The 22,863-nt window shown below is 42.5% G+C and carries 29 protein-coding genes and 1 pseudogene; 4 read left to right on the top strand and 26 right to left on the bottom strand.

The window, feature by feature from the left end; genetic code table 11:
- Positions 1-16 precede the first annotated feature (16 nt).
- The 16 genes and pseudogenes from AC6I4B_RS05940 to AC6I4B_RS05865 form a co-directional block, all read right to left on the bottom strand.
- The gene (locus AC6I4B_RS05940; RefSeq protein ID WP_497770289.1) at positions 17-2,014 is read right to left on the bottom strand and encodes a BbrUII/HgiDII family restriction enzyme; all 1,998 of its coding nucleotides are present in this window, start codon (positions 2,012-2,014) and stop codon (positions 17-19) included.
- 15 nt (positions 2,015-2,029) lie between these two features.
- Complete coding sequence (locus AC6I4B_RS05935; RefSeq protein ID WP_079809629.1) at positions 2,030-3,064, bottom strand: DNA cytosine methyltransferase; 1,035 nt, start codon at positions 3,062-3,064, stop codon at positions 2,030-2,032.
- Between the two features lie 327 nt (positions 3,065-3,391).
- Positions 3,392-3,625: a DinI family protein gene (locus AC6I4B_RS05930; protein WP_497770287.1), complete on the bottom strand. Its 234-nt coding sequence runs from the start codon at positions 3,623-3,625 to the stop codon at positions 3,392-3,394.
- 12 nt (positions 3,626-3,637) lie between these two features.
- Positions 3,638-3,826, bottom strand: coding sequence for a hypothetical protein (locus tag AC6I4B_RS05925; protein WP_100194739.1), 189 nt, complete (start codon positions 3,824-3,826; stop codon positions 3,638-3,640).
- Positions 3,827-3,969: 143 nt separating this feature from the next.
- Positions 3,970-6,333, bottom strand: a complete 2,364-nt coding sequence (locus AC6I4B_RS05920) for a replication endonuclease (RefSeq protein ID WP_497770286.1) — start codon at positions 6,331-6,333, stop codon at positions 3,970-3,972.
- A 58-nt stretch (positions 6,334-6,391) separates the two neighbouring features.
- Positions 6,392-7,165 (bottom strand): hypothetical protein, encoded by a 774-nt coding sequence (locus AC6I4B_RS05915; RefSeq protein WP_497771957.1) that lies wholly within the window; start codon positions 7,163-7,165, stop codon positions 6,392-6,394.
- A pseudogene (locus tag AC6I4B_RS05910) lies at positions 7,056-7,514 on the bottom strand (DNA cytosine methyltransferase); the annotation flags it as partial. The pseudogene AC6I4B_RS05910 and the gene AC6I4B_RS05915, both read right to left, overlap by 110 nt.
- On the bottom strand, positions 7,511-8,365 hold the full coding sequence (locus AC6I4B_RS05905; protein ID WP_497770284.1) for a DNA adenine methylase: 855 nt from the start codon (positions 8,363-8,365) through the stop codon (positions 7,511-7,513). The gene AC6I4B_RS05905 and the pseudogene AC6I4B_RS05910, both read right to left, overlap by 4 nt.
- Positions 8,362-8,661 (bottom strand): DUF3850 domain-containing protein, encoded by a 300-nt coding sequence (locus AC6I4B_RS05900; protein ID WP_497770282.1) that lies wholly within the window; start codon positions 8,659-8,661, stop codon positions 8,362-8,364. Before AC6I4B_RS05900 ends, AC6I4B_RS05905 begins: the two co-directional genes overlap by 4 nt.
- Positions 8,658-9,047: a hypothetical protein gene (locus AC6I4B_RS05895; RefSeq protein WP_497770281.1), complete on the bottom strand. Its 390-nt coding sequence runs from the start codon at positions 9,045-9,047 to the stop codon at positions 8,658-8,660. Before AC6I4B_RS05895 ends, AC6I4B_RS05900 begins: the two co-directional genes overlap by 4 nt.
- On the bottom strand, positions 9,044-9,271 hold the full coding sequence (locus AC6I4B_RS05890; RefSeq protein ID WP_185667917.1) for a TraR/DksA family transcriptional regulator: 228 nt from the start codon (positions 9,269-9,271) through the stop codon (positions 9,044-9,046). The genes AC6I4B_RS05895 and AC6I4B_RS05890 overlap by 4 nt, the downstream gene beginning before the upstream one ends.
- On the bottom strand, positions 9,271-9,504 hold the full coding sequence (locus AC6I4B_RS05885; RefSeq protein WP_497770279.1) for a DUF2732 family protein: 234 nt from the start codon (positions 9,502-9,504) through the stop codon (positions 9,271-9,273). The genes AC6I4B_RS05890 and AC6I4B_RS05885 overlap by 1 nt, the downstream gene beginning before the upstream one ends.
- Before the next feature lie 67 nt (positions 9,505-9,571).
- Positions 9,572-9,913 carry a DUF5347 family protein gene (locus AC6I4B_RS05880; protein WP_312637537.1) on the bottom strand — a complete coding sequence of 114 codons (342 nt, stop codon included), beginning with the start codon at positions 9,911-9,913 and terminating at the stop codon, positions 9,572-9,574.
- Positions 9,877-10,077, bottom strand: a complete 201-nt coding sequence (locus tag AC6I4B_RS05875; RefSeq protein WP_312637538.1) for a phage filamentation protein Fil family protein — start codon at positions 10,075-10,077, stop codon at positions 9,877-9,879. The genes AC6I4B_RS05880 and AC6I4B_RS05875 overlap by 37 nt, the downstream gene beginning before the upstream one ends.
- 7 nt (positions 10,078-10,084) lie before the next feature.
- A complete protein-coding gene (locus AC6I4B_RS05870; RefSeq protein ID WP_497770277.1) occupies positions 10,085-10,594 on the bottom strand; it encodes a phage regulatory CII family protein in 510 nt (169 codons plus the stop codon).
- A gap of 32 nt (positions 10,595-10,626) precedes the next feature.
- Positions 10,627-10,875: a hypothetical protein gene (locus tag AC6I4B_RS05865; protein ID WP_016150823.1), complete on the bottom strand. Its 249-nt coding sequence runs from the start codon at positions 10,873-10,875 to the stop codon at positions 10,627-10,629.
- Between the two features lie 116 nt (positions 10,876-10,991).
- Between AC6I4B_RS05865 and AC6I4B_RS05860 the strand changes: the two genes are divergently transcribed.
- The 3 genes from AC6I4B_RS05860 to AC6I4B_RS05850 all read left to right on the top strand — a co-directional run bounded on the left by AC6I4B_RS05860 (position 10,992) and on the right by AC6I4B_RS05850 (position 14,210).
- On the top strand, positions 10,992-11,624 hold the full coding sequence (locus tag AC6I4B_RS05860) for a phage repressor protein CI (RefSeq protein WP_497770276.1): 633 nt from the start codon (positions 10,992-10,994) through the stop codon (positions 11,622-11,624).
- Between the two features lie 3 nt (positions 11,625-11,627).
- Entirely contained in the window at positions 11,628-12,653 is a 1,026-nt protein-coding gene (locus tag AC6I4B_RS05855) for a site-specific integrase (protein ID WP_497770274.1), read from the top strand.
- A 327-nt stretch (positions 12,654-12,980) separates the two neighbouring features.
- A complete protein-coding gene (locus AC6I4B_RS05850) occupies positions 12,981-14,210 on the top strand; it encodes an integrase domain-containing protein (protein ID WP_177950652.1) in 1,230 nt (409 codons plus the stop codon).
- A 53-nt stretch (positions 14,211-14,263) separates the two neighbouring features.
- Here the strand turns inward: AC6I4B_RS05850 and AC6I4B_RS05845 are convergent, their stop codons facing one another.
- The gene (locus AC6I4B_RS05845) at positions 14,264-15,349 is read right to left on the bottom strand and encodes a hypothetical protein (RefSeq protein WP_474523100.1); all 1,086 of its coding nucleotides are present in this window, start codon (positions 15,347-15,349) and stop codon (positions 14,264-14,266) included.
- Positions 15,349-15,609 carry a helix-turn-helix domain-containing protein gene (locus AC6I4B_RS05840; RefSeq protein WP_088543286.1) on the bottom strand — a complete coding sequence of 87 codons (261 nt, stop codon included), beginning with the start codon at positions 15,607-15,609 and terminating at the stop codon, positions 15,349-15,351. The genes AC6I4B_RS05845 and AC6I4B_RS05840 overlap by 1 nt, the downstream gene beginning before the upstream one ends.
- 62 nt (positions 15,610-15,671) lie before the next feature.
- Here AC6I4B_RS05840 and AC6I4B_RS05835 point away from each other — a divergent pair, with 62 nt between their 5' ends.
- Positions 15,672-16,760, top strand: a complete 1,089-nt coding sequence (locus AC6I4B_RS05835) for a DNA cytosine methyltransferase (protein WP_088543285.1) — start codon at positions 15,672-15,674, stop codon at positions 16,758-16,760.
- Positions 16,761-16,800: 40 nt separating this feature from the next.
- Here the strand turns inward: AC6I4B_RS05835 and AC6I4B_RS05830 are convergent, their stop codons facing one another.
- The 8 genes from AC6I4B_RS05830 to AC6I4B_RS05795 form a co-directional block, all read right to left on the bottom strand.
- Positions 16,801-18,267, bottom strand: coding sequence for a relaxase/mobilization nuclease domain-containing protein (locus AC6I4B_RS05830; protein WP_088543284.1), 1,467 nt, complete (start codon positions 18,265-18,267; stop codon positions 16,801-16,803).
- Position 18,268: 1 nt separating this feature from the next.
- Complete coding sequence (locus AC6I4B_RS05825; RefSeq protein WP_032428374.1) at positions 18,269-18,646, bottom strand: plasmid mobilization protein; 378 nt, start codon at positions 18,644-18,646, stop codon at positions 18,269-18,271.
- Positions 18,613-18,906, bottom strand: coding sequence for a hypothetical protein (locus AC6I4B_RS05820; protein ID WP_032432194.1), 294 nt, complete (start codon positions 18,904-18,906; stop codon positions 18,613-18,615). Before AC6I4B_RS05820 ends, AC6I4B_RS05825 begins: the two co-directional genes overlap by 34 nt.
- Before the next feature lie 174 nt (positions 18,907-19,080).
- Positions 19,081-19,473: a hypothetical protein gene (locus tag AC6I4B_RS05815; protein ID WP_032432195.1), complete on the bottom strand. Its 393-nt coding sequence runs from the start codon at positions 19,471-19,473 to the stop codon at positions 19,081-19,083.
- Positions 19,474-19,953: 480 nt separating this feature from the next.
- Complete coding sequence (locus AC6I4B_RS05810; RefSeq protein WP_071888009.1) at positions 19,954-20,229, bottom strand: hypothetical protein; 276 nt, start codon at positions 20,227-20,229, stop codon at positions 19,954-19,956.
- A gap of 3 nt (positions 20,230-20,232) precedes the next feature.
- Complete coding sequence (locus tag AC6I4B_RS05805; RefSeq protein ID WP_032428378.1) at positions 20,233-20,520, bottom strand: hypothetical protein; 288 nt, start codon at positions 20,518-20,520, stop codon at positions 20,233-20,235.
- A 1,288-nt stretch (positions 20,521-21,808) separates the two neighbouring features.
- Entirely contained in the window at positions 21,809-22,084 is a 276-nt protein-coding gene (locus AC6I4B_RS05800; protein WP_032428379.1) for a hypothetical protein, read from the bottom strand.
- A gap of 137 nt (positions 22,085-22,221) precedes the next feature.
- On the bottom strand, positions 22,222-22,425 hold the full coding sequence (locus AC6I4B_RS05795) for a helix-turn-helix transcriptional regulator (protein ID WP_032432198.1): 204 nt from the start codon (positions 22,423-22,425) through the stop codon (positions 22,222-22,224).
- Positions 22,426-22,863 lie beyond the last annotated feature (438 nt).

Below are 22,863 nucleotides of genomic sequence, written 5' to 3'. Positions count from 1 at the left end.
AGCAGGTGCTTAAAATTTAATCGTCTAATTTTTTTACAATCTCAGCAATCCGAGCAACGGTCGCTTGCTTTTCAGTGTATTCCCGATACGAATTTTGAGCACTGTTGATTAAACCGTCATAGTAAACAACTCTGCCATTAACAGACTGTAACTGAAGGTTAGTGTATGAAGGATCGAAAGAATAATCTGAAGGTTCACGACCCAAAACAAAAATGACGTCTATTGATGGTGTTGATGATGGATCCATAGTTTTAGCGCATTTAATTACAGCTTGTCTGTATTTATTTCCTTGGGCTACCAACGTTGCAACAGAGGTCAAAACACTTGCTCTTTTAAGCTCAATGATAATATGCTTACCTGCCGATGAACGATATTTTATATCGATACGTCCTTTTCGCTCATCATCAGTAAGCCCAGCATCAATTTTATCCCACTCTTGGTTAACTCTGGATTCCATAATTTGGGAACCATCAATCCTCTCCCAAGAAGGATCTAATAGCCAAAGGTGCTCAAAAAGATAACGTTGTAAAACCTTTTCCTTTTCATCGTTATCAACCAGACCCTTGAAGCTTTGGATAACATCCACTCGACTTTTTGCTATTTCATAATATAGAGTAGCCTCTAGATCATCTTGCTTTTCTAGAAGCGGTAAAAGTTTTTCAGCATTAAATATAACAGCCTCGGCTAATTCCCGAGACATTTCTTTTATTCGTAAACGCTCAAACGCAAAGATAGCATGCTTGAATAACTCCTTTTTCTCTTGAGGCTTATCTTCTAAAGGTAAAGACTCAATCTGAGCAATCATTTTTTCCGCATATCCTTGTGAAGCTGGTTTTAATGAGCTAATCCATTCCACAAGAACAGGGTTTGACTCTTTTGCTTCCTTAGCACCTTGCATTTCACGTAAAGTGCTCCATTGACCTGCAACTTTTCGCAATGCAATTTTAACTAATGATTTAAGATATTGATATCTAGGATCATCCTCAACAACTCGTTGTCTATCGCTTGTTGCAATATCTTCATCTTCATCTGTATCTAAAAAATCCGCCTCAAGCTGACCAGTTAGATATTTTGTATATATACCGCCATCATTGATATCATCCAAAATATTTTCTTGGAACAGTCTTCCCCGAGACAAAACAACTATGCTGTTAAGATTCCCTTCTGGGGTATTTAATTGACTAGGTTGTTTAATACTTCCAATCCATCCTTTGATGTTCCATTTTGGATCGAAAATCGGACTATCTACCAAAGCAGAGGAGATATCAGTTACAGTAATTAGCCCTGGACATTCCTTTAAAAAATCTATTCCAGAATTAATATCCCATACAAATTGAACATGCTTTAAATCCTCACGTTCTTTTGCAGTAACCTCAACACCATCTACATAAACTTTAAAATCGTTGCTACCAATAATTGAGAATCGTCTGGCTAATTTTTTACGCAGCGCTGATGCAGTTGCAGGAATTCGGGAGCGATTTAAATCTCGTAAAGTCACAAGAGTACCCTGACTAACAGTAACCTGAGATTCATCAAGCGGCTCTGGGTAATATCTACCTGCGCCACTCTTAATAGCATGTTCAATTGCGGGCACTTCCATAATTAAGCCGTGTTGCTCGCCATCTTTAATAGATTCAACGATTACTGTCTTTGCAATCGAAAATAATGATAATTTACCTATACCTTTCCTTCCCATGGGCAAACGCCCCTTAGGAGTTAAAAGTTGGTCTTTATTATTTCTTTTTTGGTAACCAACAGTTAGATATTTTGAATTCATATCGTTAATGGTCATTCCAAAACCATTATCTGATATAGTGATCTCGTCAGGTGTAAGTTTTATATGAACCTCGGAAGCATCAGCATCCCAAGCATTAGCAACAGTTTCAGTAATCACTGCAGCCACATTACTATAGAGGTTGATACCCAGATGCCCTAAGACGCTCAAACTTACCTGCATCTCATAGGTATGCGTAGATAATTCACCCTGCGGTAAAACTTCACTGTGCTCCGCCATCAGCCCTGCTTCCCCTCATAGACTATTAATAAGTGACTTCCCAACTACTTCCCCTAGTTTTACCGGAACTGCATTTCCGATCAAGCGGCCCACAGTAGCAAATGTGATCTTTTCGCCAGGTTCAGAAAAAACATAGTTGCCCGGAAAACTTTGAAGGATGGCAGCCTCACGTAAAGAGATAGCCCTATCCTGCTGCGGGTGACCAAATCTACCATTACCAAATCCGAAACAGAGTGTGGTCATTGTAGGAGCTGGCTCGTCCCATTTCATACGTCCATAAACACTAGTATAGGTTTTACCGCTACTTTTTTTATGGCACGCTGCCACCAACTCTGGATCCCAATCCTTCCAAGTTCCACCAGGTTTTGATTGGCGTATCCTTTCTAAGTTCAATGGACTCATACCTTGAGCCACATGCAGGGGGTCTTTATCATCAGACTGACCTGGTTTTATCTCTGGCAAATGCGAAATGACATCTTTAACTGTCACGTAATTGTCTTCTGAATGAGTTGGAGGGATTAACGCAACGTCGTTAATCTTTGAAGCCAGTAAAACTAATCGCTGTCTTTTCTGAGGAACACCGTATTGTTGGCAATCTACAATACCATGCCAAACTTTATACCCACTGGTCTTAAGGTCTTTTACAAACTCAGTGAAAATCTTATGCTTTTGTAACCTTGGAACATTTTCCATAGTTATCAGATCAGGATCGCACTCTTTAACCAAACGACCAAACTCACCTAAAAGCTTCCACTTACCGTCCTCAGACTCAATTTTACCCTTGCGATAGCTCGAGAATGGTTGGCAAGGAGCACAACCAGCAAGCAACCTAAGACCATCTGAGGGCCACAAACGCATCAGATCCTGTCCGGTCACATCGCTAATGTCCGAATTTATGTATTTAGTCTTATTGTTATGCTCATAGGCCCACTGGCAATCAGGATCTAAATCAATACCAGCAATTACATTTATCCCAGCTTGTATTAGTCCATGGGTCAAACCACCCGCACCGCAAAAAAGGTCAATTGCATAAATTTTAGACTTAGACATAACTTCCTCTCCGTTAACGCCTCCTATTTTAGCTAAGAATTGCTAAGACATCGAGCGACTTCAATACCATAAAGCAACCATTCATAATCTATTGAAATAGTTGATTTATAGATATCAAACGACTACTTAAACCAGAAATGTATCATCAAAAGCATGTTAATCATAACCTTTCGGCTCCAACTTCAATGAAGACCATGATGTCTGAACTACATAATGTTGCTGTATAGGCACCTTATTGATGAAAGAGGATTATATCCTAACGCCTCGCTATGCTCGTTGTTCAACCTTGCCGACGGCAGAATCAAGTACTGCCGCCCGCAACGTTTCTCAGTGCAGCCAGCTATCGTCCTCCCAGACCTGCTGCATAATCTCCATCACTCGCTTTTTGTCTTCATCCAGTTTTACGCCACTCAACTCAATGCCATTGGTACTGCCTTTACGAATGCGGATCGTGGTTTTGGGATACAGAGGTTGCAGGTTTCGATAAAGCTCTGCCTCTAATGCTTCCAGTGTCGCCGTGCTAATTTTCTGCTCTTTATCAATCATTATTTCGACACGCATAAGAGGCCGCCTTTAGCTGGTTACATCCATTGAACGGTTATATTCATGGCTTCTGATTTTTGCCATCAGCTCATCAGTCAGCTCTGAAACCCACTGGATAGCCAGCCGCTTTTCTTCATCGCTGCACTCACTAGCCGCTACAAGCTTGATAAAAAAATCAATGCGCTGGAGCTTCAACGACTCCAAAAGGTAGTCCTGCATTTTCCCTCCTATCACTACTATCGACCAAATAACTGTATGTATACCCACTGTTTATATATACAGTATAGTAGCTATTTCGAATTGTAAAACCCTTTTTTGCTTTCAATCAGATAGCGCTGATAGAAATCAAATAATCAGGAAAATCAATACCACTGCCGCCATTTGTCATCTTCCTGCAGTCGCTGGTTCCGGTAAAAAAGCCGCAGGCCAGCGCCAGATGGGATACTGCCACCTCGCAGAAGCAAATCGATCTCCCTGTCACCACAGTCAAAGCCCCTGGACTGCAGCTCATACTCCATCTGCAGACGCTGCTGATCGCTGATTTCCTGTTTATAGCCCCTACGGCGCTTCGGTTTTACCAGCCGCAGGCGGGTGTTTAACTCACGCAGTTCCTTTTTCCCCATTCCATGCAGGTATTCCTGCAGTGTTTGGTCATCCATGGTCGTTATATCAGTTGCAGCTGGCGCAGTTTCCGCCCCTGATTCGTTCAAATTTTCCACTAGGGGACAGTTATTGCCACGAGTCCAAGGGGCGCAAGCGCCCTGGTCGGCTGCCGCCTCCTGAACATCAACGGCCTTACGAACCTTTTTCCACTTCACCGCGTGCGTGCAAATCTTGCCCTCTACAATCGGGGACCAGATTCCATAGATACGGATACCGTGATCGCCGTAGGTGCTCGGCTCGTCGTTAAGCTCATAAGCCGTGCGGACAAGGTGATGTTTGCGGGGAACCAGCACACCGCCCTGCTTCATGATGTAGGTGGCAAAGCAGCCCGCATCAGCTGCCGCCAGTACCGCATCCAGACGCGGGTTATCCAGTACCGGTGCGCCCGCTTTGCGTTCGCCCTGCACTCTCGCCGCCTGACCAGCCAGCAAGCGCAGCTCGCGGTATGCCTGACGCCCCGGAATACCAAAGAAACGAAATTGCTGGACACGGTGCAGTGACGCCCAGGCGCTGACATGCTCGGCGCTGTCACGCAGTGATCTGCCGGTTTCTTTGCTGATTTCTTTAGCCAGCCCGCGCCCGTCGATGTTCTTGCTGATGTATTTAGCGATATAACTGGTCGGTGTGCCCTTGCGCGGGTTGATAAGCTCGGACTTGAAACGCGGCCCCGTATTGTTGCCCAGTTCCTCGCGGTCTTCGCGGATGGCAAACTTGCGCAGCATCGCAGTGATGGAACGGCGGTCTTTTTTGCGCATAAAGCACAGAAGATGCCAGTGCACGGTGCCGTCATGGTGCGGCTCTGCCACACGGACGCCATACCAGCGAAGACCCGCCTTGTGCATTGCCTTGCGGAAAGCGGCGAACGTATCAACCAGATAGTCACTGCTCTGCCGGACGGTGGCGCTGGTCCACTTCGGATTAGGTCTGCCGTTGTTGAGGGTGGCGTGGAAGCGTGACGGGCAGGTGATGGTATAGAACACTGCGCAGTCTCCGCGCATTTCCGCTATCAGCTCCAGTCCCTTAACACAGGCCATCATTTCATTACGGCGGTGTGCCGGGTTGCTGTTGCTTGCGTTCACCACGTCTTCCATGTCCAGCGTGTCACCGTCTTCGTTGACCAGCTCATGTGAGCGGAAGAACTCCAGCGACTTGCGGCGCTGCTCGCGCTTGTGGATCACGGCTTCATAGCTGACATACGGGGACGCTTTTTTGTTGACCAGGCAGACAGCACGCAGCTGTTCCTCCCGCCACTCGCAGCGCATCTGCCACAATTTGCGATACCACCAGTCAGCGCACAGCATCCGCGCCAGCGACGGTGGGATCAGTTCATAGGGCACCGGCTTGCGTCGACGCTTTTTGCGGCGTAACTGCTCAAACGCAGGCGGGATGACCTCAAGGCGCATCGCCTCTGCGGCAACCCTTTCCCATGCCTGCCGGATTTCTTCTGGTTTAACATCGTCGTTGACAAACAGATCACCGCAGGCCGCATCAAGACACATGCTCATATGAGCCGCAACCAGCGTGGAAAGACGCTTGACCTGATCCTGATTCATTTCAGGCAGTACCAGCAGCCCCTCCAGTCCGTCATGGCTCGCCATGAACCGGAAAGAGGCAGACACCTGACTGTCACGCACGCGCTCCAGCCGCTCAAGACATGGCCTGATTGTTTCGCGCAGGTAGCGGGAATAGGCTTTTGCTCTGCCCAGACTATGGAAATATTTAATCCGCTCCAGCAGAGGCTTGCTGATATGGGACGGCATGGCGTTAACGTCAGCCAGAATGACCAGATCGGAATTATAACGCTGCTGCTCGCGCGCCATCTTGGCACGACTAATCAGCCGGTCCTGCTCCATTTCGCACTGGACAGGATCACGGGATTCATTGAAGAAATAGCGTTCCCATACCTCATCGCTCAGCGCCTCACGGCGCAGCTGCTCCTGCTCGTTATCCGCAGCGTAAAGAGCGATCAGGTTTGAAAGCGCAGACTCCGGCGCAACTTCCGCCGGGTCTACATACGGGTTTACCGCTTTTTTAGGTGTGTTCCATGGAAATGCGGCTTTCACAACATTTCCCCGTAGCCATCAAGAAAAGCACCGATAAACTCTGCTGCAACTTGTGGAACTATCGCGTTACCGTAGCCGCGCAAACGTCCCACTCTGGCGGGAATCCCATCAGCCAGCGGGAATGTGCCGGATTCAACCGGCCTGAATCTCCCATCCCTGCATCCAATCCAGTCAGCGTCTTTCCAGAAGCAGTTATTCTGATTGCACAAGTGAGATAGGTTGCCTGGCTTGGCAGGTCGTCCAGTTTTCCCTTTCTCTCCATTTCTTTCTCGCATCCCTGAAAGCTGCGACTCCCCTTGCTGCCATCCACTGCGCGAGGTGTCGCCCATGTCGCCAATCGTGCCGCTCCGCCCAATGTTGTCCCTCTCGCGGGATGCATTGCTGCAGCTCCCATCCCGGCAACCTGATTGTTGTCTATGGTCGTGACTGTAGGCCACGGAGCCAAACCCTGCTCCGTCGCATAATCCAGCCGGTCGAACGTCCGATCCTTCCCGTCTTTCCGAATGACGGTTTTTCCACTCCCCTTGAAATCGTTCGCAGTAGGAGTGGGCCATGCAGCCAGAATTACTACATCCTGTAGGTTCTGTTGCCTCCCCGCCTCTTTTCTTCTGATAACTTTCAGCCAGTCCGTGTAGCCGTTCACCACTCCATTCTGGGCGCAAGGGCTGGGCCATGCTGACCGCACCAAAATAAACCCTGTCACGCTTGTGCGGGGCACCGACGCTTGCCGCTGGCAATACAGCCGCCCCGCAGGCGTAATTTTCTCTTTCCAGCTCATCGAATAGATCATCGAGCCAGTGCTTTCCAATCGCTGCCGCAACTTGTTCGCCAAAGAGGATTGGAGGGTGGCACTGAGTGACAAGCCGCATGAAAGTTGGTGCGAGATGTCGCTCATCGAGCTGACCGAGTTGTTTTCCTGCTGAACTAAATGGCTGGCATGGCGGGCTTCCGGTCCAGCAAGCAAAGTTGTCTGGGACGCCTGCGAGGCGTAATGCGAGTGACCATCCGCCAATTCCGGCGAAGAAATGGCATTGCGTGAATCCTTTGAGGTCTGCTGCTGTAACATCCGAAATACTCCTGTCGTCAACAATTCCAGGTGCAATTAGCCCTGCATCAATCAGATTTCGCAGCCATTGAGCCGCAAACGGATCAAACTCGTTGTAGTAGGCCAAGGTGCTCATAACTGAACCTCAGCAAAAACAGTGCGATCAGCGCTGTGGGCCATATCAACCCCAAACCAGTCTGCTGATTTTGTAGCGATGATTTCTGCTGCGGACTTACTATCACCGGCAGCCACACCCATGCTGCGCTTTGCGGTGATACGGTGATGGGTGAAATTGCGATAAAGAGAACGGGTCAGCGATGTGTCGCTGTTGGACACGATAACCGGATAACCTTCTGATGACCGGCGTTCAAGAATAGACGCCAGATGATATTGATCGTCCTCCGTAAAAGCGGCAGTGTGATAAGCGGTAAACGTGCCATCGTATGGTGGATCACAATAAACAACATCACCCGTCCGCAGCAGCGCCAGTGTTTCGTCATAGCTGGCACAGATAAACGTTGCGCGTTGAGCCTTTTCTGCAAAAGCGCGTATCTCATTTTCAGGAAAATACGGATTTTTATAATTACCGTAAGGGACATTAAAATGACCGCTCAAGTTGTAACGGCACAGCCCACGATAACCATGACGATTGAGATAAAGGAAATAAACTGCTTTCATGAAATCAGTAATTTCAGAGGAATGATTAAATTCATGCCTAATGTTGTAATAAGCAACTTCTCTATTCGCAATCGCAAAAATATTTTGTACGCGTGATATGAAAGCTTCACAATCAAGGGCAATTTTTTTATAGAGATTGATAAGATCTGGATTAATATCCGCGACAAGATAATGAGGATAGTCTGTCGCCATCATGACAGCGCACGAACCCGCGAAAGGTTCAACAAGGCGCTGGCCTGCTGGCAGGTGCTTTTTCAGTTCCGGCATGATGGCTGTCTTATTGCCAGCCCATTTCAGGATTGTGCTCATGCAGCACCTCCTGAAAGCATATAGATCATTGCATCGACTGGATTTAATGAGCGAATAGAAAGCATCACCCAACCATCAACATTATTAATAACGTCACATACTGGCAGGATATGAGTAATTACAGCCGCCCATTCTCGTCCGGTATATTTACCATGTTTCCATTCACACAAAACAAGAACATCCCCGGCCTTATAGCCCCGATCATCATCGCGTCTTAATTCAGCTTTTTTTTGCCCCGCCATAACATCATTAAGGTGTTTAGGCGCAATTTTTAAGGTATGAGCTTTGATATTCATTCAGCGCCCCCATTTACTGCCATCTGCTGACAATCATCCTGCACCTGTAATAACTCACTGGTTTCGCCTAAATACCCAAGGGATACAATGCCGGTAACAGTGTCATTATTTAGCTCACCAATTAACTCCATAAGGCGGAAATAAGACGCACGATCAGCAACCCTTTCACGGGTTCCGACATATCCAGCCCGATGGCTGGCTTTCATTTCAGCGTTGTAGTGATAGCAGTGAATAACCTCACGCTCCGCTGCCTCATCTTTGCGGCGCTGCTGCAGCTCTACTAAACCAGCCAATAGGCGCGGGTGAAACCCTTCCGCTTTCAGGCCCCAAATCAGACGTGCTAATTCGCTATCAGTAAGCGGGTTAGTTAATTTCTCGGTAGTCATACAGCACCCCCTACGTAATGCTTGCCTTTCAGCTCTGCAATTTCCTGGCAGGTTACGCAGAGATCACAGCCCGGAACTGCAGCGCGGCGTTCTGCCGGAATGACAATTCCGCAGCTCTCGCACTCAAGAGAAGAAGCCCCAGCCTTTCGGCTGCGGGCGTGGTGGATATGGCGCTGGCGTTCTTCTTCAACGCGCAGCTGTACAAGGTCCATAGAATCAGCCATCAGTGGATCTCCTGCGCTTCGTTCTGGATGTTTTCAGCCGTGGCGCGCAGCAGCTCTGCAGCCTCAACGTGGTTAAGCTGGCGGGAAATAATGTGGCTAGCCAGGCTATCGAGTCGGGCAACCATTGCTGCAGCACGCGCGCGGCGTTCTTCCATGCGCACATCCGTCAGCAACTGATTAAGGCCAGCATCATCTGGGCCGCTTTTGGTGAATCGGGTTTCAATATTTCGCATCGTTCGTTCTCCTGAATTTGGGCAAAGGAATGCCCGGCGGGTTTACGCCTTTAATTTCTGTGGTTGGTTAATTCGGCATGGCTAGCCGAGTTGGAAATAAGCTCACCACTGTACGGAAATGGTTCATTGCTTTAATCAGCTCCCGCTTTTCGTCAGTCGTCAGCTCACTAACATTGACGCTATGACGTTCTGCCGGAATCTTTGCCATAAAGAATATTGCAGCCAGTGCTCGCTCATTCTGTTTATGGTTAATATCCCGTGGCTCCCGCATATCGCTAATAAAGCGCCCTAGTTCTGAATCAATATTTAAGCCAAACACTTTCGCCCTTAATTCCGCGATGTGGTTTAACCCATTAAGGCGGAGGCCAGCGCTTAGCGGAACAGTCGCAGCATCGCCTTCAATAGCCATGGTTTCCCCTGTTTTGATGTGGACAGGTCAGCCAGCAGCGCATCCTGCGAGCGGCATGGATGCCAGCGCTTGCCATCCGTTCCAGAGATCCAGCCGTGACCGTAATGTGGGGCAGGGCTTTGCTTAACAAGCAATGATGCAAAAGATGGTTCTTTAGTCAGCATATGCACCTCACAGCAGGCCGAACGACGCGCCAAGACCCGTGACTGTATCAACAGCGCTGGTCATGGCTGGGCTACTCTGCAGGCGTGCCTGCATAGAGACTGCGGTCAATGCCATCAGGCGAGTAACAGAGTTGATACTGTCGATAATCTGGCGGCGTCCTGCAGTCGTCAGTTGCTCACCGGAAACAGCGCCGGCTGCGACGTGCCCAATCTCAGCCGTTGCTTTAAGGACGTACTGCGGCATTTTCTCGTTTGCCACTTCATTCAGCGGCACGCACGGCAGGCAGTGAATCTGTGCCAGGAAACCATCAACCAGCGTGGAATCCTCAGTGATATCTGTCAGCACCCAGATTTCCGGCGGGGTAAGCTGATGAGGCTGATCCGGGTTCAGCTTGTTGCGCAGAGTCTGGACGTTCATTCCGGCGCGTTCTGCTAACTTCGCCATGTTGTGACGCAGCGCGAAAGCCCGGCAGGCTTCGTCAAAGTGTGGATGTTTGGAAATCTTATAATCAAACATGTTTCATACCTCAAAAGTTCACATAATTGAACTTAACAACCAACTACAACGTTGTAATTGAATGCAGACTTGTCCATGTTTTTGCTTGCCTGGTCTTTTTTGTACTTGAGGTAAAGGATGAATACGCGGCCTTTGTTTTTTTCTTTCTTTTCAATGTAGTTAGCCAGTTTACCGTTATGAATCATCTGATAAACAGAACCACGGGAATACCCTTCCCACTCAGCAAATTCGGCTGGCGTCGCTATCACTTTTGGTACACGAATTGAAATATCAGTGCTCATAGTGCAGTATCTCTTAGTTTGATTTCGTTTCATCTCGTTTTATATGGTTTGGTTTTGCTTTTCAAACCATGAGCGGATATTAGGATCACTTTTTATATGCGTCAAGGGGTTTGATTATGAGTTTAATCAAGGCAGGAAACGATAGTGGGGGCCGTGATGCAATCAATAGGCTCATTAAGGCCTACAATTTCAGCTCACGCCAACAGCTTTGCGAGCATCTTTCAGTATCGAAAAGCACCATGGCAAACAGATACTTAAGAGATAGTTTTCCGGCAGAATGGGTAATTCAATGTGCACTAGAAACAGGAATTTCACTTCTATGGTTAGCGACAGGCCAAGGGGACATGTATACGGGTGAAGATGAAAGTAAAATTCTTAAAAACGAAACTCCTATCACAGTAAGACCACTTTCTAAAATTGTTGCTCCCAGTATCAAACATGTTGAGTTGAAAAACGGTGAACTGCAAACGGATGATGAAATCTTACTGGATAGCAGGCTGATAGATGGCGACTCGTCAAATTCCCTGTTTGTAAAAACAGCAACAGACAGTTTTGTTGTTGATATGTCAGTGAAACAGATCAGCAATGGCTATTGGCTAGTCGATATCGACGGAGTTAAAAGCATCGTCAAGATCGCACGCGTCCCAGGCAACAAGATTGTAGTTCAGCAAGATGAAGCATCTTTTGAATGCTCCATAGATGACATTGAAGCTATCGGGCGCGCAGTAAAAGTAATTAAGAGCCTCTAACCTATGACCATCAGAAAGCAGCCGAGCGGAAAATGGTTGTGCGAGTGCTACCCTAGCGGGCGCGATGGCAAGCGCGTGCGCAAGCAATTTGCGACGAAAGGCGAGGCCATAGCATTCGAAAACTTCACAATGGATGAAGTGAACAAAAAACCATGGCTAGGTGAAAAGGATGATCGGCGCCAATTGTCAGAAGTAATTAAGCAGTGGCATTCACTTTACGGACAGACTCTTGCTGACCCCAAGCGCCTGATGGCAAAACTTAACATTATTTGTAATGGCCTGGGTGATCCCATTGCCTCGGAGCTGACTGCCGGTGACTTTACAAAATACCGTGAAGCACGCCTAAAAGGTGAAGTCAAAAATGAAGATGGCCTGCCTATGTCGCCAGTTAAGCCCCGCACGGTAAACCTTGAACAACGCAACCTATCATCAGTTTTTGGCACGCTGAAAAAGCTGGGCCACTGGTCAGCCCCCAACCCACTCGCCGGGCTTCCAACATTTAAAATCGCAGAGGGGGAACTGGCGTTCCTGGCGCCGGAAGAAATTAAACGCCTGCTGGATGCCTGCGCTGATTCAGAAAACCCCAGCCTGCTCATGATTGCAAAAATCTGCTTAGCTACCGGCGCCCGCTGGAGTGAAGCCGAAAACCTGCAGGGCCATCAGTTATCTAAATACCGAATCACCTACACCAAAACAAAGGGCAAGAAAAACCGAACGGTTCCTATATCTCAGGCGCTGTATGACGAGTTACCAAAGAACCGAGGGAAGTTATTCACGCCATGCAGAAAAGCCTTTGAGCGTGCAGTCAAGCGGGCAGGCATTGACTTGCCAGAGGGCCAATGCACCCACGTTCTGCGCCATACCTTCGCCAGTCATTTTATGATGAACGGCGGAAATATACTGGTACTGCGCGATATTCTGGGCCACGCCGATATTAAAATGACAATGGTTTACGCCCACTTCGCGCCCGATCACCTGGAAGATGCAGTGACAAAAAACCCGCTTCACAATCTCAACTGGAACCGTTAATTTATGGCGGCACTTTGGCGGCACAGACTTAAAATCACATAAAACCCGACAAATACAAAAAACAATAACGTGATGATTTTAAAATTAAATGTATGTTTTTATTAGCCTAAAAATGGTATGTAGGAATTTCGGACGCGGGTTCAACTCCCGCCAGCTCCACCACTTTTTAGTTGTTTGAAGTATACTGAAGTCTACTAAGCCCGCATGGAACCAGCCTTGCGGGCTTTTTTATGTCTACAGAAGTCTACGGAGATTTGCTAGAAGCTACTCGTTATGGCACCCTTTTTGGGACCCAACGCAAAGGGTCCCAAAATCGAGGGTCCTAAAATGGCAAAGATCGCTAAGAAACTTACTGACACCGAAATCAAAAATACTAAGCCAGCAGAAAAGGAGATCAGCCTCTTTGATGGTGACGGCCTGATGCTACGAATCGCCCCACTCTCTGTAGGCGGCAAGAAAAACTGGTATTTCAGGTATGCGGTGCCTGTAACTAAAAAGCGAACCAAGATGAGCTTAGGAACCTATCCTCATCTCACACTTGCCAAGGCACGGGCTTTACGCGATGAATACTTGTCGTTGCTTGCAAACGGTATTGATCCGCAGATTCACAACAACTCTAAAGCCAATGCCCTTAAGGATGCCACTGAGCACACGCTACAGGCTGTTGCAAGGAAGTGGTTAGATGAGAAGGTTAGGACTTCTGGTATCTCTTCAGACCATGCAGAAGACATATGGCGGAGTCTTGAACGGAATATCTTCCCCGGTTTAGGCAATGTTCCTATCAAAGAGATCCGTCCCAAGCTCTTAAAACAGCATCTTGACCCAATTGAACAACGAGGCGTACTGGAAACCCTACGCCGTATTATTTCACGTCTAAATGAAATTTTCCGTTGGGCTGCTACAGAAGAGCTTATTGAATTTAACCCTGCTGATAACCTTGGTCAGCGATTCAGTAAGCCTAAAAAGCAAAACATGCCTGCTTTACCACCAGATGATCTCCCCCGATTCATGGTTGCCCTGTCAAACGCGTCTATACGGCTTGAGACACGTCTATTGATTGAGTGGCAACTTCTTACATGGGTTCGACCGGGAGAGGCCGTACGTGCTCGTTGGATTGATATAGATGAAGTTAATCGATTCTGGAACATCCCCGGTGAGTTTATGAAGATGAAGCGCCCTCATAAGATTCCGCTAAGCAAAGAGGCTATGCGTATCCTTGAGTTAATCAGACCAATCAGTGGTCATAGAGAGTGGATTTTCCCAAGTATCAAAGCCCCCCTTAACCACATGCATGAGCAAACAGCTAACGCAGCGATTATCCGCATGGGCTTCGGTGGCGAACTGGTTGCCCATGGTTTGCGTTCTATAGCGAGAACGGCTGCTGAAGAATCTGGTAAGTTCAGAACCGAGGTGCTTGAATCAGCCTTAGCTCATACTAAGAACAATGAAATCATAGCCGCTTACAATCGTGCTGAGTATCTTGCTGAAAGAATAGATCTAATGCAGTGGTGGGGAAGCTATATTCAAGCCCAAAAGCATAAATCTATAATTTCTTGATAAGAATAGGTTAAATTAAATAAGAGCAGAAACTCTGCTCTTTATGATTGTTATCAGATGGCGAATATTTCATTCCACCCGTTTTTAGTTTTTATGGGTCTTAAATATGATCCAATAAACACTTCTATTTCGGATAAAAGAATTTCAATTTGGCTTGAAGATAATAAAGCTATAGTGCTTTTTATAAACTCTGCTATATCCACAAAATTAAATGATTTATTTTTATACGTTAAAACACCTTCTTGATATCCATCCAATGTATTTATATCATCCGGCAATCGACATATAAATATAATTGGCTTCTCTAGAGAATCTGTATCAGCAAGGGACTGGATACTATCGTCCAATCTTTTATAATCGATTTTCTTAACAGTTATTTCGTAGAGATTTAATATTACACCTTCATTTTCAAGCCATATATCAGCAGGCTTTTTCGATGTAGTATTAGTTCCAAAAACACTTTCATCTCCGCCAATAACTTTAATAGACGACTCGTTGTATAGGGAAGATAATATTTTCGAAATAACAAACTGAGGTATTGTTCCAGACTCTGGATAATTAAGGGTAAAGCTAATTAACTTTGAAGCAACAATCTGATTTGAAAGGAAAGTTTCATTAAGAGTGTGAATAACTACTGAACCACACTCCTGTGAATAAGATAACAAACGGAAAAAGAAATAATTGACAATTTTTTGCCGAATAGCATCATCATCTTCACTGCTAATGATTCTTAATAAATCAACTGCAGCCATCGCAGTTTTCTGAGGTCTTCTCCCCTTAGCCCAATTTTCATCTAAAACATTATTATTTTTTGCTACATTTAATGGATCTGATTTCCCACAGGGTATTTTCATTTCCTGAAATGCATAAAATATTCCATTTTCAAAGATAGATCGTGGATTACATTTATAGAAATCATTCAAATAATCATAGTTATCATCAAGAAACTTGCCTGTTAAAGCAGTAGCAACAATCCCTCTGAACCCCATAGCCTTAACATAAATTAAATCTTGAGTAATAGACTTAAGCCTTTGGAAATCAGGTAAATCTTCAAAATCACTTTCGTTTAGTTGAGCTACAGTTGATAGTTGATCTAAAATAAACTGTTTAGCTTTATCATTTCTTGTTTGAACATTCATTATTTATCCATTACAAAAAAATTGATTATTATTTCACGGAGTTTTTTATTTTCAGATATTCTATAAACTTCCAACATCTTCTTTAATTCTAAAACATCTAAGCGGCGCTCTTTATGCTCTACTTTGGATATATCAGCTTGAGTAAGGTTAAGCGCAGTCGCTACCTCCAATTGAGATAGACCAAGGCGCTTACGCTCTTCAGCAAGTCTGTCTATTAACTCGCTATAAACCGGGCTGTGGATAGATTTTTTAGTATTCATAATCAATAAATTATGCTATAACAGATAAAATATTCGAAATTCACATATTTTGAAGGTGTTTTATGAAAGCGGTATCTCTCTTTTGTGGTGCGGGTGGTATGGATGTTGGCGTCCAAAACGCAGGTTTTGAAATCGTTGCGGCTAATGAACTAGATCCCTACGCTTGCAAAACCTATAGAGAAAATCATAAAGAAACCGTTCTTTATGAAGGAGATATAGAAAAAAATCTTGATGCAATAGGCACACATAAAGGTGTCGATTTAGTAATCGGAGGGCCGCCGTGCCAAGGTTTTTCAGTTGCTGGTAGAATGGATCCGAATGATCCACGCTCAAAACTGGTGTTCTCATATTGTGACGTCATTGAACGAGTCATGCCTAAAGCTTTTATAATGGAAAATGTCAAAGCTTTAGGAGCATTAGAAAAATTCAAGGGGATTAGAGAAGAGATATTTAGAAGAATGTCAGCATTAGGATATACACTTTCAATGGTAATCCTTAACGCAAAAGATTTTGGTGTCCCTCAATCCAGAGAACGTGTTTTTATTATAGGAATATTTGGTAATAATAAACAAATAACATACACTGACTTCGAACACAAAAAAGAGAAAGCCATATCTTTACGTGAAGCTATAATACATCTTGGTCCCGCAGGCAGTGAAAAAAACTCAAGAATTACCAAGGCGAAAATTACTCTTGCTGAAAAACCAGTGCTGAGAAAGTCTCCATATGCTGGTATGCTTTTTAATGGTCAGGGCAGACCTCTAAATCCTGATGCATGGTCAAGCACACTGCCTGCAAGTATGGGTGGAAACAGAACGCCTATAATTGATGAAGGGCATTTATATGACGATATGCCAAGCTGGGTTGAAGAACATCACAAGGCTTTAATGGAAGGTACAAAAAAGGCGGAATATGGAGATGCACCCAAAAGATTAAGAAGATTGACGATTGATGAAGCAATCATACTACAAACATTCCCAAATGATTATATTTTCGTTGGTCCTCAATCAAAAGTATTTAGCCAAATAGGCAATGCGGTACCTTGTAAATTAGCTCAAGTTGTTGCTGAAGTAGTCAAAAGCAAACTATCGAAAAAAACAAACCATCAAGAAAATGATAGTACGCATCAACTACCGTTAGAGATTATATAGCTTAGAGGTGATAATATATAAAAGAGGCCTCGCGCCTCTTTTATTTTATCTTTAACGTTCTATGTTTCAACTTTTGATCATCATCTTGCTGTGTTGATTTTAACATTTCAATTTTCACTCTAGCTTTGAATTTTGATTTAAATCTATTTTCATTTTCAGCTAAATGAGATGGCTTTTTCTTTATTTCTTCTTTAACTATTTTTTCTTTATTCTTTGGCTGAATAACTGGTTTTTTAATACCCAAACGTTCTCTTATTTCTTCGATCTTAGTTGCTCTACTATTGAAACGGCTACCTCTCTTGAGTCTAAATTTATTTGTGGCTGCGTTGGCTGTTTCTGCATGATCAAGTATCCTACCAATAGAACCGCTGCTAAATTTAGAACTCCCACTATTGAAGCCACCTTGATTATAAGGCTTGATTGGTTCTTTATTGTATTGTTTTTTAATTCTGTTGAGTACTTGTGCAGTTTTTTGTGTTGTTCTTCTAACTTTTGGGCCTGTTGGTCTATTATATTTTTCGCTGAGTTTAAAGCGGTTGTTGTTGCCTCTAATGAGTTGTTCACTCTTGTTAGTGTCTGTTGTGTCTGGTTTAAAGCTGTGCTGACTGACTCCGATAATATCATCATCGTTTCTGATAATGGTTCTATCGTCATTGATATTTGGTTCAACAAATGATCGTCTAATACTATTTTCGTCATATGTTTTTCTTGCTGCGAATCTTCTAATGAGTTCATCATCTCTATTTTTGTCATATTTCACCTTGTTTTTTATAGTGTTCCAACTGTATTTTTTACCTAACTGCGAACCTTTGAAGGCCACATCTCCCACACTGAAAGAACAACCCGCCACGTTGCCAGTGCTGGCAACATTGAACCAAGGTTCAATGCCTACGGCCTGCACTCTGTCAATAAACGTCTGCAGATCTGGTTTACCCAACATAGCCGCCTGTAATGCGTTCTGTAGAACGATACGAGCTGGTTTCTCACCTTTGCGTAGGGCTTGCTCTATCTCTGCTTTGGTTGGTGCTGATACCTCTGATTTTTGCCCTTGTAAGCCTTTAGTAATGGTTAAGCCGTGTTTTACTTCTAAACGTTCACAAGCTGCTATTGTATTAAATGCTGAGTGTTGACCAAGCCATACCGAACCATCCAGCCCAACCCTATTTGCTACAATATGAATATGGTCTTTATCTGTATCTTTATGACGCACACAAATATATTGATGTTTTTCTATATCGATATTCATTTCCTTCAAATAGTCTTTTGCTATTTCTTGCCATTGTTCATCTGTGAGCTTCTCATTTTTTGGAAGAGATAAAAACGCATGAAAAGTTGGTTTTTTTATATCAGGTCTAAAACCGCTTACAGTTTTAAACTCATCAGTAAGATCGCTAACATTATTTTTATCTGATGACATATTGCTACAAATAAAGGTGTGATCATCTTTTAATATATAACCAACTCTATTTTTAAATGATCTTCCTGTTTTGGCTACATTCCCTTTCATTTCATATATACCCTAAGTCTTTATTTATTTCTATTATCCTTCTGCTGGTTTGCTTTATATTAAAATTAAGCTTATCAACTTCATTTTTATCAAAATACTCATTGCCATTTAATTTTTTAACAGCTTGATTTATGTTGTTGCCTATAGCTGAAAGTTGTATATAGGTCTTCTGATTTACTTCAGGCATTTTCCTTTTAATAACTGGTTCAGCGTTTAAAATCTCTTTTCGAATGTAATGGCCTCTTTCAAGTCCAGAGGCTTCCACTAATGATTTTAAATATTCAAACTCTGCTTTGTTTACTCTAAACTGTATAGATATATCTCTGCGTTCGTCAGCATTTAAATTTATACGTCCTCGTTTTCTGTCTGTTGTTGGCATTTTTTATTCCTCATAATAATGTAATCCTCTGTTGCTCTTATGTAGTCGTTATCATTTTCAATAATTAATGCTTCAATAAGTTCATCAGCTTTATTTTCTGTAATGTATCTATTAGCTACAAAATAACATAAGTCCTGCTCATCTATATTTATTTCACTAAATGCTATATCTTTGTTTTGTTCTATATAATAAAAAAACCTTGCAAGTATTTCGAGCTTATACTCTATAGTCATACTATTCATTAAGTTTTCTACATTCATGTTCGATTATTCCTCTTGTATTTAATCAGTGCTTTTTTATCTATCATTTTTCTAACATCTGATATTGCCTGCTTTGCTTTGCTTCGCTTGATGTGTTTGTCTTACCCATACAACTACGGATCATAAATGCACCTAAAAGAATACAAAGAAGCATCATTCCTACAGATACAAGCATCATAATATTTCCCCTCCGTATTGATTGAACAAATCAGAATAAATGAAATTAAGTTCAGCGTATTGTTCCTCAGTATCGTTATTACATATAAAATCATATATCCTCTTGATTATTCCTTGCTCTACAAAATAATCAGTATATACATCAAAAAGACTATCTATATTAACATCTAACTCTACGTTTGCTTGTATGTAAAAAAAGCATCTTTGATATAAAATACTAGTTAATGCACCAATGGCTTTTTGATTATCATTATTGTAAATATATCTTAAATCAAAATACATCTTTAATGCTTTTTTATATTGTGCATCATTTAAATTAAAAGCATCACTTTCTAATAAGTAATCTTTATCTGTATATACAGCTAACCTACTTTCAAAATCTTCATGCATACTAAATGCTCCTATTATAGTTATAATATCCAATGTAAAACTACCGGGTTTTACCGCCTCCCCTTTGATAAGGGGAATAGGCGGAAGGGTAGATCTTTTTCAACCCTACGAGCAAAGCGAGATAGGGCCAATCGAAGATTGGGGTATAATACCGGCTACGGGATTACACCTTGCCTCAGTTTCCGAAAAACAAAAAATAAAGCTGAACTCAATCTATCTTTAAATGAATAACCGATCTAAAAACTTTGTCAATATAGCGGCTACATAAATAAATACACTGCACTGGAAATAAAATGCAAATAAAAGATCGGATAAATAATATATTGTCTTTATGGCAGCTTTGGGGGGGGAATCGTCAAGGGCTAAATCGTGGGGTCCCGCTTGCGGGTTCCGATTTAGTGCTTGATGACATAGAGGAGGAAATAAAATTTATATGGGTGATGGTTCGACACTTCGAGCCATCACCTTGGAAGACGTATTTTACATTCTTCGTCTAAAAGAAATCCTGTCAGAGAAAGCCAACTTGCTAATAATAAAACCAACAATCGCAATGATAAATAAACTTATATTAGCTGCCAGTATTCCTGAACTCATACCGATCAAAACTGATAATATTAAGGTGCTGAATATTATTAAAAATACGCACCAACCCGGAGGAGCACCGTATAATACAGTTGCTTGACATCCAGTACATACGTGGACCCCTTTCTGACTTTCTTTTAAACAGTAGGGGCATTGAATAGTATTGTTTTCCATTTCCTAATCCTTCTTAAAAACCGCACCTTGGTAAACAACGCCATCTTTGACTTTTTCGATTTTAAAAGTCCAAGAGCCTAGATCTTTGTTTTGAGTTCTAGCGATATAGACAGGCTTTTGGCTTTCATCCCAGCTTTTAACAGTAAAAACGCCATTTCTGAACTTGATCACATCCTTCTGAACATCAAGCCTGACACCGTATTGTTGATTAACGTAGTTGCCATAGATGCCATCATCGCCACAACCCGACAGCAGGACGGCAAGACCTGCAGCTAACATAAATTTGCGCATAACTTTTCCTTCTCCAATAGCACAGACCTACGATTGATCTGTAAACGCCTTAGAATTCAATTATTTTTATGTCTAGTCATATCGTTTGTACCGATCGAAAAAATGCACGATGATAGCCTAAAGCTATCATATATCTATAATTGATCGTTTAAAACAATTAATAACGATCGATTTAGCACCTTTTGATTGATAAAACCTATCGATATTTGCATATCGATCTTTTATACCGATCTATTTCTGTTTAGGATTTGGATCTTGAAGGGATAACAACGGGAAAAGTTCTATGGTGGGATATCTGGCGCGAGACTTTTTTTTATATTTTTTAGATATGGTTTTCTTTTTACTTTATAAGGCTTCGCCCTGTATCTTTTTTAGATCTAGTTCTACTTTATATTTTATTGGTGCCATAAAATAAGGCACCTTTGCTATAAACAAAAACAGCCTTACTGAGAGTTATATACTGCCTTGTATTCGCCCCCGAAAAGGGGACTTCATCCAAGGCTTCGCCTCCTGAAATTTTCAACTTATTTTGTTGAAAAACTATCAAGATTGGCGAAAACCAAGATGAAAAATATGACTTCACCCAAGTTGATCTGGCTTAAAGCTCTACATCGTTTCCAATGCAGGACACCCTACGACACCCCCAGATTCGTTCATGCAGATTAATGTATTGTTATCCCCTATTTATGCTGTCAACAAAGGTAGGGCTTTCTCATAGCTATTCCATATACAACTTCACTTATCTGTTTAGAACTTCGCTTCGGGTTGGTATTACGTCGCTTCCCCTTCTATACCTACAACCAACAAAACATACGGACATCTCTTATTAGCGACTCGCGCTCAATTGCTCCACATATGCAGACCTGATACAAAGGTTTATAATTTGATTGCTTTCGAGGACATTAAAGCTTCTGGAAGTGGTTTTTAAAAGACTTGTAAAAAGCTCAGATTTAGATTTGACAAATATGAAAAGATTATTTAATACTTTATTATATTTGTAATCACGTTAATCCTCTAACTGATTACAAGACTTAAAAAGTTTTCGCTGACTTTTTTAGTCCTTAAAAAGTCAGATTTATCATCTGGCTTTTTTTGTATCTTTATTTTTTATAAGACTTATATTTTAATAGTCAAGAGAAACAAATAAAATATTTCACAGAATCATTATTGATTAATGATAGAAAACCTAATAAAGGTCAGAAATATATCTGACCTTTTGCTTAAGATATCAATATTATTCATATAAAATCTCTAAACGCTATACAATCCATTTTGAGCTGTTTTATTTTCACATATAACAAATCATAATGGCCTCTGTATGCATGCACATTATATTTATTCTAACCGCTTCAAAATCTATGTATCTATGCTGACTTTGATCAATACTCTTCTTCGTTTTTTCAATAATATCATCGTAAACGGTTTCCATATAATATTTATCAGTAAATAGATCGAATACTTCATTAGCAGGCTTCGCAAGCACTTTCTTGGTAAAGCGAGAGTATTCTAACAATGCTGTAAGTTCTGCTGAGTTCTGACTATTACATTTATTTTCTTTTTTCATTTTTGGTTCCTTATTTAATCGTTAAGTAAATATCCCCCTACACTTTCATGTATTTTTATTAAAGGGATCGTTATTTTCAAACACAGGCCTATATATTTATTACTTATAACCTCCTAACTTCATTTATAAAAATATTATCATGCTGCTTTATTACGTGACGCGTGAATCATTTGGTCGATCCACTCATCAACTTCACTTTCTACGAACCTGATTGCTCGATCACCTAGTTTTATAGGTGCAGGGAATTGACCACGACTAATCAATCGATAAATCCAAGCTTTACAAAATCCGGTTCTTTCCAACACTTCAGGCATACGGATAAATCTTTTTCTTTCTGTCATACATTTCTCCATCGTTGTTTTGATGGATGCAGTATCTTCAGATCGCTTATGGCGATCAACTATCAAAAAGCACGAATTGATCAAGAGGTGGTGCTTTTTTAGTCAGATTTATGAAGAGTATTTTGAAAGCAAGCCAGCATAGGCTTAGGAGGACTTTTGCAAAAAGTGCTATTTTTCTGGTCTATGTAAGTTTTTTTAATAAATAGTTATTTATCAATGATTTAAATTTTTCATGATTAAATTCCGTACTATTCCTCTTTATAATCTCTGTTTAGCACTTTGAGAAGACTTAGTTGGAGGTAAGATTTTGCATACGGGAAATAGCCTCTGGAGAGGAAAGGCTATGTATCGTGAGTTCAACTCCTAAACGTTAGCAGTATCTAAGATTTTAGCTCTGGAAAAAGTAAAATCAGTGATGACGCCTTTTTTAGGACCCTT

The organism is Kluyvera fluvialis, from assembly GCF_059725275.1.
Note: the sequence above shows the minus strand (reverse complement) of the source record. Positions and strands in the feature narration are given on the sequence as shown.

Bases quoted from the DNA above. Each gene is read 5' to 3' on its own strand.
- AC6I4B_RS05940 (WP_497770289.1), bottom strand. From the start codon at position 2,014: ATGGCGGAGCACAGTGAAGTTTTACCGCAGGGTGAATTATCTACGCAT.
- AC6I4B_RS05935 (WP_079809629.1), bottom strand. From the start codon at position 3,064: ATGTCTAAGTCTAAAATTTATGCAATTGACCTTTTTTGCGGTGCGGGT.
- AC6I4B_RS05930 (WP_497770287.1), bottom strand. From the start codon at position 3,625: ATGCGTGTCGAAATAATGATTGATAAAGAGCAGAAAATTAGCACGGCG.
- AC6I4B_RS05925 (WP_100194739.1), bottom strand. From the start codon at position 3,826: ATGCAGGACTACCTTTTGGAGTCGTTGAAGCTCCAGCGCATTGATTTT.
- AC6I4B_RS05905 (WP_497770284.1), bottom strand. From the start codon at position 8,365: ATGAGCACAATCCTGAAATGGGCTGGCAATAAGACAGCCATCATGCCG.
- AC6I4B_RS05900 (WP_497770282.1), bottom strand. From the start codon at position 8,661: ATGAATATCAAAGCTCATACCTTAAAAATTGCGCCTAAACACCTTAAT.
- AC6I4B_RS05895 (WP_497770281.1), bottom strand. From the start codon at position 9,047: ATGACTACCGAGAAATTAACTAACCCGCTTACTGATAGCGAATTAGCA.
- AC6I4B_RS05890 (WP_185667917.1), bottom strand. From the start codon at position 9,271: ATGGCTGATTCTATGGACCTTGTACAGCTGCGCGTTGAAGAAGAACGC.
- AC6I4B_RS05885 (WP_497770279.1), bottom strand. From the start codon at position 9,504: ATGCGAAATATTGAAACCCGATTCACCAAAAGCGGCCCAGATGATGCT.
- AC6I4B_RS05880 (WP_312637537.1), bottom strand. From the start codon at position 9,913: ATGGCTATTGAAGGCGATGCTGCGACTGTTCCGCTAAGCGCTGGCCTC.
- AC6I4B_RS05875 (WP_312637538.1), bottom strand. From the start codon at position 10,077: ATGCTGACTAAAGAACCATCTTTTGCATCATTGCTTGTTAAGCAAAGC.
- AC6I4B_RS05870 (WP_497770277.1), bottom strand. From the start codon at position 10,594: ATGTTTGATTATAAGATTTCCAAACATCCACACTTTGACGAAGCCTGC.
- AC6I4B_RS05865 (WP_016150823.1), bottom strand. From the start codon at position 10,875: ATGAGCACTGATATTTCAATTCGTGTACCAAAAGTGATAGCGACGCCA.
- AC6I4B_RS05860 (WP_497770276.1), top strand. From the start codon at position 10,992: ATGAGTTTAATCAAGGCAGGAAACGATAGTGGGGGCCGTGATGCAATC.
- AC6I4B_RS05855 (WP_497770274.1), top strand. From the start codon at position 11,628: ATGACCATCAGAAAGCAGCCGAGCGGAAAATGGTTGTGCGAGTGCTAC.
- AC6I4B_RS05850 (WP_177950652.1), top strand. From the start codon at position 12,981: ATGGCAAAGATCGCTAAGAAACTTACTGACACCGAAATCAAAAATACT.
- AC6I4B_RS05845 (WP_474523100.1), bottom strand. From the start codon at position 15,349: ATGAATGTTCAAACAAGAAATGATAAAGCTAAACAGTTTATTTTAGAT.
- AC6I4B_RS05840 (WP_088543286.1), bottom strand. From the start codon at position 15,609: ATGAATACTAAAAAATCTATCCACAGCCCGGTTTATAGCGAGTTAATA.
- AC6I4B_RS05835 (WP_088543285.1), top strand. From the start codon at position 15,672: ATGAAAGCGGTATCTCTCTTTTGTGGTGCGGGTGGTATGGATGTTGGC.
- AC6I4B_RS05830 (WP_088543284.1), bottom strand. From the start codon at position 18,267: ATGAAAGGGAATGTAGCCAAAACAGGAAGATCATTTAAAAATAGAGTT.
- AC6I4B_RS05825 (WP_032428374.1), bottom strand. From the start codon at position 18,646: ATGCCAACAACAGACAGAAAACGAGGACGTATAAATTTAAATGCTGAC.
- AC6I4B_RS05820 (WP_032432194.1), bottom strand. From the start codon at position 18,906: ATGAATGTAGAAAACTTAATGAATAGTATGACTATAGAGTATAAGCTC.
- AC6I4B_RS05815 (WP_032432195.1), bottom strand. From the start codon at position 19,473: ATGCATGAAGATTTTGAAAGTAGGTTAGCTGTATATACAGATAAAGAT.
- AC6I4B_RS05810 (WP_071888009.1), bottom strand. From the start codon at position 20,229: ATGGAAAACAATACTATTCAATGCCCCTACTGTTTAAAAGAAAGTCAG.
- AC6I4B_RS05805 (WP_032428378.1), bottom strand. From the start codon at position 20,520: ATGCGCAAATTTATGTTAGCTGCAGGTCTTGCCGTCCTGCTGTCGGGT.
- AC6I4B_RS05800 (WP_032428379.1), bottom strand. From the start codon at position 22,084: ATGAAAAAAGAAAATAAATGTAATAGTCAGAACTCAGCAGAACTTACA.
- AC6I4B_RS05795 (WP_032432198.1), bottom strand. From the start codon at position 22,425: ATGACAGAAAGAAAAAGATTTATCCGTATGCCTGAAGTGTTGGAAAGA.